The organism is Methylobacterium sp. DB0501, from assembly GCF_011043735.1.
Lineage (GTDB): Bacteria > Pseudomonadota > Alphaproteobacteria > Rhizobiales > Beijerinckiaceae > Methylobacterium > Methylobacterium alsaeris.
Genome location: NZ_JAAKGV010000007.1, coordinates 182351 through 194085 on the forward strand (window position 1 = coordinate 182351; position 11735 = coordinate 194085).

Genomic DNA, 11735 nt, shown 5'->3' on the forward strand with positions numbered 1-11735 from the left:
GTCAGGGGGCGTAGGCGCTGGCGGCGGCGGGCAAGGTCTTGGGCAAGGTCTTGTCCTGCAGGCGGGCCGCCAGCGGCCGGATGGCGGGGCGCAGCCACGGCCCCTCGATGGCGAAGGCGCCGGTCCGGCCGTCGGGTCCGGGCTCGATCCGGGCCTCGGCACCGAGGCGCCGCTCGGCCAGGAAGACCCGGCCGCCGAGGCTCGCCGTCAGGCCTCCGCCGCGGACCTGCCCCTGGCCGATCTCCGCGACCCCGTCGCTCACCGTCAGGACGACCCGGGCGCGCTCGAAATGGGTGCGCCCGCCCCGGCGCAGGGCGGCGGCGGCCTCGGGGCGCTGGGCGAGGTCGACGAGGCTCAACCCTAGGATCTCCCCGCCCTCGACCGTGGCGGCGGCCCGGCCGGCGAGGCGGCCGACGAGGTCGGCGAGGCTCGATCCGGCGCTGTCGAGGGCGACCGAGGCTTGCGCCCGGCCGAGGATCCAGCGTGGCCAGCCGAGATCGGCGAACAGGCCGCCGAGGTCGATCCGGTCGGCGCTGCCCTGCAGCCGGGCGTCGAGGCCGGCCGGCAGGGCGGCGAGCGCCGCCCGCCCCTTGACGGTGCCGCCCTGCACCGTGGCCCGTCCCAGGGTCGCCTCCACGGTGCCGTCGCGCACCAGGAGGCCGGCGGCGACGTCCTGCGCCTCGACCGGGCCGAGGCGGGCGGAGGCCGCGGACAGCCGCAGGTCGAGGTCGCCGCGGATGAACCCGTCGAGGGCGAGGGGCGCCCGGCTCCACGCGCCGCCGGGCTCGGGCTCGGGCACGAGGCCCGACAGGTCGAGCCGCTCGGCCGCCAGGGTGGCGGAGAGGGCGAGCCGCCCCCGCGCCAGGGAGGCGGCGCCGGCGCCTTCGAGCCGGCTGTCGCCGACCCGCACCTGCAGCTCGGGCGATTCGATAGCGCCGGGGCGGGCGGTGAAGCGGCCTTCCAGGCTCACCGAGCCGGCGAGCGCGGCGGGGCCGGGGGCGATCCCGAGCCAGGCCAGGGTGCCGGGGAGCGCCGGGGTGGAAAAGCGGCCCCGGCCGGACAGGCGCGGGCCGGATGCCTTCGCGTCGGACGCCTTCGCCCAGACCAGGCGGCCCTCGATCTCGGCGCCGCCCTCGGCACCGCTGCTGTCGGCCGTCTTCGGGCCGGCGGCGCTCCAGGCGAGGGCGGCGGTGACCGGGGTCTCGGCGCCGGCGGCGAGCTCGCGCGGGTGCAGGTCCGAGAGCGCCAGCGTCGCCGCCACGTCGCGCCAGGTGAAGGCGGCGGACAGGTCGAGGGCGGCGCTCGGGCGCGGCCAGTTCGCCACCAGGTTCAGGCCGGTGACCGTCTCGGGGGCGCCGGTGCGGGGGTCGTGCAGGGTGAGCGTCGCGTCGACGAGGACGAGGCGGCGCAGGTGCCGGCCGCGGCCGGCGGCGACGCGGGCGGCGAGCCGGGCCGCCGGCTCGGCCCAGTCGCTCCCGGTTCCGTCGCCGCCCGCACGCTCCGGCAGGGCGATCCGGGCCCGGTCGAGGACGAGGCCGGTGATCTCCGGCCGGCCGGCGAGGAGCCCGGCGAGGCCGAACTGCACCTGCAGGCCTGCGCTGGCGACGAGGTCGTGGCCGGCGCGGCTCAGCCGCACGCCGGAGAAGCTGAGGCGGGGGGCGGGCAGCAGGGTCAGGGTGGCGGGCCCGGTGACCGCGAGGCCGAGGCCGTAGCGGCGCGCCAGGTCCCGTTCCGCGAAAGCCGCCGCCCGCGGGTCGGCGATCGTCCAGGGCTGGGAGGCGGCCGCGAGCGCGAGCGCCGCAACGGCGGCGCCGCTCAGGGCCAGGGTGGTTCGGCGCGACATCGCTCTCCGGCAGCCGGCGTGGACGAGAACTCGTGCGCCCCCCCGGGCGCCGCCCTGGCCGGCCTCCTGGCCCGCCGGCGGCATACGCCTTCCCGGTTACCCCTATAATCCGTCGCGCACGCCTTGTCTCCCCGGCACGATTTTCCGGGCCGGCCCAGCGGCCGCCGGAGCAGGACATTTTCCTCCGGTCTCCCGGTGGTGCGGCGCCGCAACGATGCTAAACAGGGCGGCGAGGCGCCGCATCCGTGCGGGAACGAGGGCATTTGAGCCCCGGCGGCACCAGAATGGATTGGGGAAACGAGGGATGAAGAAGGTATACCCCGACGCCACGGCCGCCCTGGCGGGCGTCCTGCGGGACGGCATGACGATCATGGCCGGCGGCTTCGGCCTGTGCGGCATTCCCGACGTCCTCATCGACGCGGTGCGCGAGAGCGGCGCCAAGGACCTCACGGTCATCTCGAACAATGCCGGCATCGACGGCGTCGGCCTCGGCGTGCTGCTCGAGACGCGTCAGATCAAGAAGATGATCTCGTCCTATGTCGGCGAGAACAAGACCTTCGCCAAGCAGTACCTCGCCGGCGAGCTGGAGATCGAGTTCAACCCGCAGGGCACGCTGGCCGAGCGCATCCGCGCCGGCGGCGCCGGCGTCCCGGCCTTCTTCACCAAGACCGGCGTCGGTACCCTGATCGCCGAGGGCAAGGAGACCCGGGAGTTCGACGGCGAGACCTACGTGATGGAGCGCGGCCTGTTCGCCGACGTCTCGCTGGTCCACGCCTGGAAGGGCGATACCGAGGGCAACCTCGTCTACCGGAAGACCGCCCGCAACTTCAACCCGATGATGGCGTCGGCCTCGCGCATGACCATCGCGCAGGTCGAGCACCTGGTGAAGCCGGGCGAGATCGACCCGGACCACATCATCACGCCCGGCGTGTTCGTGAAGCGGATGATCCACGTCCCGAACGCCCAGAAGCGCATCGAGCAGCGCACGACCCGCAAGCGTGCCGAGGCTGCGCCGAACGCCGAGCCCGCGCCCGCCCCGACGGGCGGCGGCGCCATCTGACGAGCGAGAGAGGAGACCACCATGGCTTGGACCCGCGACCAGATGGCCGCCCGCGCCGCCCGCGAGCTCGAGGACGGCTTCTACGTCAATCTCGGCATCGGTATCCCGACGCTGGTGTCGAACTACATCCCCGACGGCATGTCGGTGCAGCTCCAGTCCGAGAACGGGATGCTGGGCATGGGCCCGTTCCCCTACGAGGGCGAGGAGGACCCGGACCTGATCAATGCCGGCAAGCAGACCATCACCGAGTTGCCGACCACGAGCTACTTCTCGTCGGCGGATTCCTTCGGGATGATCCGCGGCGGCCATATCGACCTGTCGATCCTCGGCGCGATGCAGGTGGCCCAGAACGGCGACCTCGCCAACTGGATGATCCCCGGCAAGATGGTGAAGGGGATGGGCGGCGCGATGGACCTCGTCGCCGGCGTCAAGAAGGTCGTCGTGGTGATGGAGCACGTCGCCAAGGCCAAGGACGGCTCGGAATCGCCGAAGCTGCTCGAGGCCTGCGACCTGCCGCTCACCGGCACCCACGTCGTCGACATGGTCATCACCGATCTCGGCGTCTTCACCATCGACAAGAAGGGTGACGGCGGCATGAGCCTGATCGAGCTCGCCGACGGCGTCACCGAGGACGAGGTGCGGGCGAAGACCCAGGGTCAGTACCGGGTGGCGCTGAAGAACAGCTGAGGCGATTCCGGCGGGCGCCTCCCTGGGAGGCGTCCGCCGCGGCAGGCCGGTCCCGCCGATGTATCGTATCAGGACACCGGGCTATTCCAAGACGAACCAGGCCCTGCGCTGGGCCTTGCCCGATCGGGTGTTCTTCGCCTGCGGCGCCTGCCACATCCTGGCCTACGCCTTCATGGAACCGCACGGGCATTCCGGGCAGGAGGCTGTGTGGATCAGACCCGTTCCCGGCCATACCGGCCACCACATCGTGGTGGCGACCGATGCCTGGGTCTTCGACTATCACGGCTACGCGGACCGCGCCCGCTACCTGGCGCATACTTGGCGGCGTGCCCGTCTCGCGTGGCCCGGATGGGATGCGACGCTGGTCTCCCTGCCGCGCGACGTCCTCGTATCCGAGGAGAAGTCCATGGGCTTCGCCGGGCTCCGGCTGCGGGAGCCCGGCCAGTTCCTGCATGATGCGCTACCGCGGGCGCGCCGCTTCCTCGACCGGTTTCCAGCTCCAGAGGCGGCTCAGTGCTGCCCCGGATACGCCGCGTCCAGCACGAACGGATACGGCCCGTCGAACGCCTCGACATAGACCATGTGACTGACGATCCCGGTCTCCGGCGTGTAGCGATGGAGCAGGTAGGCCGGCGGCTCGAAGACCAGGGCGCCCTCGTGCTCCGGATCCAGGTCGAAGGCGACCTGATGGGTGACGCTGGGGGCGATCTGGGCGATCGTGCCGGCATAGCGGGTCACGATCGGCCGGTGGTGGTGGCCGCACAGGATCCGCTCGATGCAGGTCTGAACCCCGATCAGCCGCCGGAATTGCGCCTCGCCGTCGAGAAGCCGGATCTCGTCCATGTGGACGAGGCCGCAGGCGAAGGGCGGATGGTGCATGAACACCAGGGTCGGGCGGCCATCGCCCTCGGCCAACGCCCGTTCGAGGAAGCCGAGGCGCTCGGTGCAGAGCGCGCCGTGGCTCGCGCCCGAGACCAGCGTATCGAGGGCGATCAGGCGGACCGGGTGATCCTCGACACTGTACTGGACGAAACCCTCCGTCGCGCCGGGCATCCAGGCGGCCGGCAGGACCTCGCGCAAGGTCTCGCGCCGGTCGTGGTTGCCGGGAATGACGTAGACCGGCATCGGCAGGCGGGCGAGCAGGCCGCGCAGTTCCTCGTATTCTTCCGCAAGCCCGCAATCGGTCAGGTCGCCGGAGACCAGCACCAGGTCGGGCCGGGGATCGAGGGCGAGGAGATGGGCCACCGCGCGGGCGACCATCCTGTTGGTCTCGGAGACCCGGTAGGCCGGCAGCCCGCGGGGGCGCACGTGCAGGTCGGTGATCTGGGCGATGAGCATGGGGTTCGTCCGGCACTCGGGGGCAAAGGGCCCGGGCCGCACCGGCGGAGGGCGGCCCGGGACAGGGGAGGCGCGTCAGCGCGAGGCGATCACTCGGCGCCCGGCAGGCGCAGGGCGGTGTCCTCGACGTAAGGACGCATCAGGGCGTCGGCGGCCTTCTGGGCGGCGACCAGCGCCTCCTTCGGCTGGCGCTTGCCCGAGAGCACCGCCTGCAATTCGTCCTCGATCGCCTTGCGCACCGGCACGGTGCGGTAGGTGGCGAACCACGGCTGGGCGTTGGCGAGCTGGTCGACGGCGATCCTCGCGTCCGGATTCTTCTCCAGGAAGGCCTTCATCTCGGGCAGGTCGTAGGCCGCCTTGTTGGGGGCGAAGTAGCCCGTGGCACGGCTCCACCAGCCCGACGTCTTCGGCGAGGTCAGCCACTGGATCAGGGTCCAGCCGGCGGTGCGCTTCTCGGGCGAGAGCCCGGTCGGCTGCACCAGCGAGGCGCCGCCGATCGGCACCGCCTGGCGCACGTTCATCGGCACGAAAGCGACCTTGAACGGGAACTTGGCGGTGTCGCGGATGAAGGTGAGCGAACCGGTCGAGATGATCATCATCGAGGCCTGGCCGGCCAGGAAGGCGCCGGTCACCGCCGGGCCCTTCTGCTCGCCGGCCGGATGCACCTTGGCCTTGTGGACCAGGTCCGACCAGAAGGTGAGGGCGCCGAGCATCGTCGGGGTATCGTAATAGACCTCGCCGCCGTAATCCTGGTTATAGTACTGTCCACCGTTCGACATGGTCAGGGCTTCGAGGATCCAGCCGCCGTAATCGTAGTTCGAGGGCATCATCAGGCCCCAGCGGGTGGTGCGGTCGCCCTCGCGCCTGGTCAGCTTGCGGGCGGCGTCATAGAGCTCGGCCCAGGTCCGCGGCGGCTTGTCGGGGTCGAGGCCGGCTTCCTTGAAATGGTCGGCGTTGATGTAGAGCAGCGGCGTCGAGTTGTGGAACGGCACGCCGTAGACCTTGCGGTCGATCACGGCGTTGGGAAGGATCGCCGGGAAGAACTGGCCCATGAAGGCCTCCGGGCTCTTGCCGTCCTTGGCGATCAAGTCGTCCATCGGCGCGATCTCGCGCTCGATCGACAGGTCGGTGAGGAAGTTCGCCGACATGATGACCGCCGCCGGCGGCTTGCCGGCCTTGATCGCCGCGCGGGTCTTCAAGAGCGTGTCGTCGTAGGAGCCGGTGAAGACCGGCGTCGCCTTGATGTCCGGGTGGGAGTCGTTGAACTCCTTGATGAGCCCCGTCATGTTGCGGGCGAGCGCCCCGTCCACCGGGACGGGGAAGAACAGCTCGATATCGGTCGCGAACGCGGGGCGCGGCGCGGCGAGGCCCGCCACCGCGGCAAGCGCGAGGGCGGCGCCCTTCCACCAGGAAATCATCTGTGGTCGTCCTCTTACTTGATGCCGGAGGCGAGGAAGCTGTTCACGAACCGGCGCTGGAAGATCAGGAAGGCGGCAAGCAGCGGCAGGCTGACCAGGAAGGTGCCGGCCGCGATCAGCCCCCAGGCCTGCATGCCCTCGGCGCTGAGCGTGAAGCTCGCGAGACCGAGGGTGAGGGGCCGCTTGTCGGGGGAGTTGATGACCATCAGCGGCCACAGGAACTCGTTCCAGTGGCTGGTGACCGAGACGATCGAGAAGGCGACGAGCGCCGGCTTCGTCAGGGGCAGGTAGATGAGGCGGATGCGCGCCCACCAGCCGGCGCCGTCGATCATCGCGGCGTCCTCCAATTCGCGCGGCACCTCGCGGAAGCTCTGGCGCATCAGGAAGGTGCCGAAGGCGGTGGCGCAGTAGGGCGCCATCACGCCCGGCAGGGTGTCGTAGAGGCCCAGAGCCGCGATGGTCTTGAGGTTCGGCACCAGCAGCACCACCGGCACCAGCATCAGCTGGACCAGGAACAGGGCGAACAGGACGCCGCGGCCGGGGAATTCGAGCCGGGCGAAGACGTAGCCGGCGAGCGACGCCGTGACGAGTTGCACCAGGAGGATGCCGGTGCAGATCACGAGGAGTTCAGGAAATAGAGCGGGAAGTCGGCCGAGGCCCAGGCCTCGGCGAAGTTGGCGAGCGTCGGTGTCAGCGAGGGCAGGAGCGAGGCGTCCGCGCCGGAGCCTGCCGGCCGGAACGCCGCCACCAGCATCCACCAGAACGGCACCGCCCAGACGAGGGCGAGGCCGGCGACGACCCAGCGGGCGATGTGCGGGGTGATCTCCCGGGTCACGGGACCGGACTGCACCGGCGCGCTCATCGGGCCGCCTCCGGGCCCTGGCCGCGGGCGAGCGACAGGGTGGTCAGCGCGGCGAGGAGGCCGAGCGTCACCACGGTCGCGGCGGCGGCGCGGCCGGCATCGTAGCGCTCGGCGGCCTGCTCGTAGATGTAGAACAGGAGGAGCTTGGTCGCGTCCGAGGGGCCGCCCTTGGTCAGCACGAAGACGTGGTCGACCTGCGTCACCGCGTTGAGGAGCGCGATTACCCCGACGAAGGCGAAGGTCGGGCGAAGCGCCGGCAGGGTCACGAAGCGCAGGCGCTGCCACGGGCCGGCGCCGTCGAGGAGCGCGGCTTCCCGGGCCTCGTCGGGGATCGCCTGCAGCCCGGCCAGGATGAACAGCATGTAGTAGCCGGCATTCTTCCACACGGTCAGCACCGTGATGGCGCCGAGCGCGAGATCGGGGTCGCCGAGCCAGTTGGCGCCAGGAAGCCCGAGCCGGGCGAGGTGATAGTCGATCAGCCCGATCCCGGGCAGGAACAGGAACAGGAAGAGCGCGGCCGCGGCCACCAGCGGGATCATCACCGGCAGGAAGAACACGGCCCGCATCATGGCCCGCACCCGGCCGGCACCGTTGAGCGCCAGCGCGAAGGCGAGCGCCAGGACCAGGCTCGGGACCACCGTGCCGATCGCGTAGAGGGCGTTGTTGAGGAGCGCGCGCTGGAAGGTCGGGTCGGCGAAGAGCGCCGTGAAGTTGGCCAGGCCCACGAAGCGGGTGCCCCGGCGCGTGACCTCGTGGGTCGCGTCCCACACCACCTCGGCCACAGGCCAGTAGGTGAACAGGGCGAGGAAGACCAGGGAGGGGCTGAGCAGCGCGAGCGGCAGCAGGAGGCCGGCGCCGGGCCGCGGCGCCGCCCGGGCGACGGGAGGCCCGGCCGGAGCGGCCGCCGGAATCGTATCGAGGAGGTGGGTCAAAGGGGTTCGCCGGACTGTCGTGACCGGTGCGTCATCGGGCGGTTTCGTGACAGGCGGATGAAACCGGAATCGCGCGACGCTGTATTCCGCCCGCGCCCGACGCACGACCCGGCCCGCGTTTCGGCACCATGACGGCAAGTTGCCCGGGGTGGAACTTTATTGGCTCGACGACAACCCTCGCTGGCATTGGGCGGTCACGGCCTGCAAGATCTTTCCGGATCTCCCCCGCGCGGCCACGATGACGGTGCGGAATTTATCGCGGACATCGGGGCCCGGCCGGGCTTGCCGGTGCGCGGGCGATCGGGGACGCTCGGCCGGGAGAGATCCTGCGGACGAAGCGCCATGACCGAGCACGCAGACCGCGCCTTCCTGGAGGAGATGCTGGCGCCCCTCGGCGGCGTCGCGATCCGCCGGATGTTCGGCGGGCTCGGGCTGTTTCGCGAGGGCCTGATGTTCGGGCTCGCCCTGCACGGCGCGGTCTCCCTGAAGGCCTCGCCGGACGAGACGGCCGCCTTCGCGGCCGAGGGCGGCGCGCCGTTCTCGTCCGCGACCCGCGGCGGCCGGGTGACCACGATCGCCAGCTACTGGCGGGCGCCGGACCGGCTCGCCGACGATCCGGAGGCGTTCGCGGCCTGGGCGCAGCGCGCCTGCGCGGCCGCGGAGGCCGCCGACCGGGCGAAGCCGGCGGGCCGGCGCAGGGCAGGGGATCCGGCCGCCTGAACCCGGCGTTTGGGGCCTTGACTGAGAGTGCACTCGAACCCGTAGCCTCTCCTCATCCCGCTCGGACGGCGCTCGCCCCAGGACGATTGGCATGAAGATCGGCGAACTCGCGCGGCATTCCGGCCTCTCGACCCACACGCTGCGCTACTACGAGAAGATCGGACTCCTGCCCTATGCGAGCCGGGACCGGTCGAAGCAGCGCGACTACGACGCCGCGATCCTGTCCTGGATCGCCTTCCTCAGGCGGCTCAAGACGACCGGGATGCCGATCCGCGACATGCTGCGCTACGCGAGCCTGCGCGAGGGCGGCCGCGGGACGGAGGCGGACCGCCGCGCGCTGCTGGAGGCCCATCGCGACCGGGTCCGGGCGCAGGTCGCGGAGCTGCAGGCCTGCCTCCTCGCGCTGGACGCCAAGATCGCCGGCTATGCCACGACACACGAAAGGATCGACGATGACGCATCCCTCGAGCGACGGCGAGAGCCGGCTCGCGCGCGGCAAGCGCGCGCTCGCTGAGATCGACGGCGAGGCCGGGCATGCGGTGGCGGCGGCGCTCGCCGACATCGCGCCGGACTTCGCCACCTACCTGTTCGAGTTTCCCTTCGGCGACATCTATTCCCGGCCCGGCCTGGACCTGCGCGCCCGCGAGATCGCCACCATCGCGGCGCTGACCGCGATGGGCAATGCCGCGCCGCAGCTGCGGGTCCATATCGAGGCCGGGCTGAATGTCGGTCTCACCCGCGAGGAGATCACCGAGATCATCATGCAGATGGCGGTCTATGCCGGGTTCCCGGCCGCCCTCAACGGTCTCTTCGCGGCAAAAGAGGTCTTCGGGCGCCGGTTTCCGCCCGCGCACGACGCGCTCAGCGCACGCTGACCCGCATCGGCATCCCGTCCGCCGGGCGCAAGGTGATGCGCTGCTTCAGCACCGGGACGGTGCCGGGCCTGAGCGAGAAGCGGAAGGCGCGGACCAGCACCGCCAGGATCGCCACCGCCTCGGAGAGCGCGAAGCCCATGCCGATGCAGATCCGCGGCCCGGCCGCGAAGGGCAGGTAGGCGTAGCGGTCGCGGGCCTTGGCGGCCTCGGGGGCGAAGCGGGCCGGGTCGAAGCGGTCCGGCTCGTCCCACAGGGCGGCGTGGCGGTGCACGGCGTAGATCGGGATGGTGATCGGGGTGCCGGCCTTGACCGGCGTCCCGTCGAGGTCGACGTCGCGGAGCGCCGCCCGCACCACCACCGGCACCGGCGGGTAGAGCCGCATCGCCTCGAGGATCACCTGGCGGGTATAGGGCAGGGCGTCGACGTGGTCGGCGGTCAGCGGACCGCCTCCGGTCACCGCCTCGACCTCGGCGGCGACCAGCGCCTCGCTCTCGGGATGGTGGGCGAGCAGGTAGAAGGCCCAGGTGAGGGCGAGGGCCGTGGTCTCGTGCCCGGCGGTCACGAAGGTGAGCAGGTTGTCGGCGACGTCGCGGTCGTCCATCGCCTGGCCGGTCTCCGGGTCGCGGGCGGCGAGAAGCAGGCTCATCAGGTCGTTGCGGCCTTCCGTGCCGGCGCGCCGGCCTTCCGCCGCGAGGCGGAAGAGTGCGTCGCGCAGGTACATCTTGGCCCGCTCGGCCTTGGATTTGCCGGGATAGGGCATCCAGGCGGGGGCGCGCAGCAGCGTGAGGGCGAAGATCCAGCTGGTCGATTCGAGGTAGTCGGTGATGCCGCGCTCGACCCGGGCGGCGTCGATGGCGCCGTGGCCCGACAGCATCGTCTCGACGATGATCTCGAAGGTGGTGCGCATCATCGTCTGGGCGATGTCCACCTCGGCGCCGGGTTCGGCCGCGAGCGCGTCGCGGGTGCGCTCGGCGGCGGCGATCATCGCCGGCACGAAGCTGCGGATGCGCTCGGCCCGGAAGATCGGCGCCGCCGCCCGGCGCTGCCAGCGCCAGCGCGCCCCGTCGGCGGTCAGGATCGCGTCGCCCAAAGCCGGTGAGAGGGCGCGGCGCAGAACCTCCGACTTCTCGAACGCGTCGGCCTCGTCGACCATCACCCGCCGGATCAGGTTCGGCGCCATCACGAACAGGCTGGTATTGCCGAGGAAGTCGGAGACGTAGAGCGGCTCGTGGTAGATCGCCTCGGGCCAGGCCTCGAGCGGGTTGCGCACGATGGTCCGGAACAGCCGCCACGGCCCGAGCGGCTGCGCCGGCGGCGTGATCCGGGCGAGGACCGGCCGCGGCCCTTCGGGGGCCGGACGGATTTGGGACGGGTGCGCGTTCATGGCTCGCCTGGTTTCGGTCCCGACGGAGACCGGGAGCCTTGGTCTTGTCCTACCCCATCTGGGCGCGAGCGTGACGGGGGAAACGCGCGTGGGCAGGTGCGCGTTGGCACACACGACAAAAAGGGAGCCGCGTCATGCAGGCCGCCTTCGACCGCACCACCCTCGACCGCCTGATCGCCCTGGGGCAGAGCCGGGGCGGCCTCGGCCCCGACGACCTGCGCCAGGCCCTGCCGATCGACCGGATGAGCGCCGAGGACATCGCCCTGGTGCTGATCGAGCTGGAGGAGGCCGGGATCCCGGTCGATCCGGACGAGATCCTGTTGCAGCCGGGCCGTCCGCTGCCGCCCGCCGGAACGGTCCGCCTGCCGGAGCCGCCGGCCTCCGACGCGCCCGCGCCGGTCCCCGAATCGCCGCCCGCGGCGACGGTGACGGCGGCCCCGGCACCGGCCCCCCCCGCGTCCGCGCCCGCGCCGGCCCGGGGCGGCGCGCACCGGGCGGTCCTGTGGGCGGGCCTCGCGGCCGTCCTGCTCGCCCTCGTCGTCCTGGCAGTGTGGACGATGCGGGGCTGACGGCGTGGCCGGCCGTGGGCCGGCTCCTATATCCCTGCGCTCTCGGA

At 71.9% G+C, this 11735-nt stretch carries 12 protein-coding genes and 1 pseudogene; 7 read left to right on the forward strand and 6 right to left on the reverse strand.

All coding sequences use genetic code 11. The features are described from left to right. Position 1: 1 nt before the first annotated feature. On the reverse strand, positions 2 to 1843 hold the full coding sequence (locus G4G93_RS12430; protein ID WP_165084637.1) for an AsmA-like C-terminal region-containing protein: 1842 nt from the start codon (positions 1841 to 1843) through the stop codon (positions 2 to 4). Positions 1844 to 2147: 304 nt separating this feature from the next. On the opposite strand from G4G93_RS12430, the gene G4G93_RS12435 reads away from it, so the two are divergent. Genes G4G93_RS12435 through G4G93_RS12445 form a run of 3 tightly spaced genes read left to right on the forward strand, consistent with a single transcriptional unit; the run spans position 2148 to position 4167 of the window. After that, entirely contained in the window at positions 2148 to 2903 is a 756-nt protein-coding gene (locus tag G4G93_RS12435) for a CoA transferase subunit A (RefSeq protein WP_093565036.1), read from the forward strand. A 21-nt stretch (positions 2904 to 2924) separates the two neighbouring features. Then, positions 2925 to 3590, forward strand: coding sequence for a 3-oxoacid CoA-transferase subunit B (locus tag G4G93_RS12440; protein WP_048431309.1), 666 nt, complete (start codon positions 2925 to 2927; stop codon positions 3588 to 3590). A 58-nt stretch (positions 3591 to 3648) separates the two neighbouring features. Next, the gene (locus G4G93_RS12445; RefSeq protein WP_206289717.1) at positions 3649 to 4167 is read left to right on the forward strand and encodes a hypothetical protein; all 519 of its coding nucleotides are present in this window, start codon (positions 3649 to 3651) and stop codon (positions 4165 to 4167) included. Here G4G93_RS12445 and G4G93_RS12450 read toward each other — a convergent pair. The 4 genes and pseudogenes from G4G93_RS12450 to G4G93_RS12465 all read right to left on the reverse strand — a co-directional run bounded on the left by G4G93_RS12450 (position 4101) and on the right by G4G93_RS12465 (position 8140). Then, positions 4101 to 4928, reverse strand: a complete 828-nt coding sequence (locus G4G93_RS12450) for a phosphodiesterase (protein WP_165084639.1) — start codon at positions 4926 to 4928, stop codon at positions 4101 to 4103. The genes G4G93_RS12445 and G4G93_RS12450 overlap by 67 nt on opposite strands. An 89-nt stretch (positions 4929 to 5017) precedes the next feature. Beyond that, on the reverse strand, positions 5018 to 6346 hold the full coding sequence (locus G4G93_RS12455) for an ABC transporter substrate-binding protein (protein ID WP_165084641.1): 1329 nt from the start codon (positions 6344 to 6346) through the stop codon (positions 5018 to 5020). A 14-nt stretch (positions 6347 to 6360) separates the two neighbouring features. Continuing rightward, a pseudogene (locus tag G4G93_RS36575) lies at positions 6361 to 7208 on the reverse strand (carbohydrate ABC transporter permease). After that, the gene (locus G4G93_RS12465; RefSeq protein ID WP_206289718.1) at positions 7205 to 8140 is read right to left on the reverse strand and encodes a carbohydrate ABC transporter permease; all 936 of its coding nucleotides are present in this window, start codon (positions 8138 to 8140) and stop codon (positions 7205 to 7207) included. The pseudogene G4G93_RS36575 and the gene G4G93_RS12465 overlap by 4 nt, the downstream one beginning before the upstream one ends. Positions 8141 to 8482: 342 nt before the next feature. Between G4G93_RS12465 and G4G93_RS12470 the strand changes: the two genes are divergently transcribed. The 3 genes from G4G93_RS12470 to G4G93_RS12480 all read left to right on the forward strand — a co-directional run bounded on the left by G4G93_RS12470 (position 8483) and on the right by G4G93_RS12480 (position 9735). Continuing rightward, on the forward strand, positions 8483 to 8860 hold the full coding sequence (locus tag G4G93_RS12470; protein ID WP_246736719.1) for a TfoX/Sxy family protein: 378 nt from the start codon (positions 8483 to 8485) through the stop codon (positions 8858 to 8860). Positions 8861 to 8951: 91 nt separating this feature from the next. Then, positions 8952 to 9374 carry a MerR family transcriptional regulator gene (locus tag G4G93_RS12475; protein ID WP_165084643.1) on the forward strand — a complete coding sequence of 141 codons (423 nt, stop codon included), beginning with the start codon at positions 8952 to 8954 and terminating at the stop codon, positions 9372 to 9374. Beyond that, on the forward strand, positions 9313 to 9735 hold the full coding sequence (locus G4G93_RS12480) for a carboxymuconolactone decarboxylase family protein (protein ID WP_165084645.1): 423 nt from the start codon (positions 9313 to 9315) through the stop codon (positions 9733 to 9735). Before G4G93_RS12475 ends, G4G93_RS12480 begins: the two co-directional genes overlap by 62 nt. Here the strand turns inward: G4G93_RS12480 and G4G93_RS12485 are convergent. Then, positions 9722 to 11119 (reverse strand): cytochrome P450, encoded by a 1398-nt coding sequence (locus tag G4G93_RS12485; protein ID WP_165084647.1) that lies wholly within the window; start codon positions 11117 to 11119, stop codon positions 9722 to 9724. The two genes, G4G93_RS12480 and G4G93_RS12485, sit on opposite strands and share 14 nt — an antisense overlap. Positions 11120 to 11253: 134 nt before the next feature. Between G4G93_RS12485 and G4G93_RS12490 the strand changes: the two genes are divergently transcribed. Continuing rightward, entirely contained in the window at positions 11254 to 11688 is a 435-nt protein-coding gene (locus G4G93_RS12490) for an RNA polymerase sigma factor region1.1 domain-containing protein (RefSeq protein WP_165084649.1), read from the forward strand. Positions 11689 to 11735: the final 47 nt, after the last annotated feature.

What these genes read in the sequence shown, in the direction of transcription:
- G4G93_RS12435 (WP_093565036.1), top strand. Translation starts at nt 2,148, where the DNA reads ATGAAGAAGGTATACCCCGACGCCACGGCCGCCCTGGCGGGCGTCCTG.
- G4G93_RS12480 (WP_165084645.1), top strand. Translation starts at nt 9,313, where the DNA reads ATGACGCATCCCTCGAGCGACGGCGAGAGCCGGCTCGCGCGCGGCAAG.
- G4G93_RS12455 (WP_165084641.1), bottom strand. Translation starts at nt 6,346, where the DNA reads ATGATTTCCTGGTGGAAGGGCGCCGCCCTCGCGCTTGCCGCGGTGGCG.
- G4G93_RS12490 (WP_165084649.1), top strand. Translation starts at nt 11,254, where the DNA reads ATGCAGGCCGCCTTCGACCGCACCACCCTCGACCGCCTGATCGCCCTG.
- G4G93_RS12450 (WP_165084639.1), bottom strand. Translation starts at nt 4,928, where the DNA reads ATGCTCATCGCCCAGATCACCGACCTGCACGTGCGCCCCCGCGGGCTG.
- G4G93_RS12485 (WP_165084647.1), bottom strand. Translation starts at nt 11,119, where the DNA reads ATGAACGCGCACCCGTCCCAAATCCGTCCGGCCCCCGAAGGGCCGCGG.
- G4G93_RS12430 (WP_165084637.1), bottom strand. Translation starts at nt 1,843, where the DNA reads ATGTCGCGCCGAACCACCCTGGCCCTGAGCGGCGCCGCCGTTGCGGCG.
- G4G93_RS12475 (WP_165084643.1), top strand. Translation starts at nt 8,952, where the DNA reads ATGAAGATCGGCGAACTCGCGCGGCATTCCGGCCTCTCGACCCACACG.
- G4G93_RS12470 (WP_246736719.1), top strand. Translation starts at nt 8,483, where the DNA reads ATGACCGAGCACGCAGACCGCGCCTTCCTGGAGGAGATGCTGGCGCCC.
- G4G93_RS12445 (WP_206289717.1), top strand. Translation starts at nt 3,649, where the DNA reads ATGTATCGTATCAGGACACCGGGCTATTCCAAGACGAACCAGGCCCTG.
- G4G93_RS12440 (WP_048431309.1), top strand. Translation starts at nt 2,925, where the DNA reads ATGGCTTGGACCCGCGACCAGATGGCCGCCCGCGCCGCCCGCGAGCTC.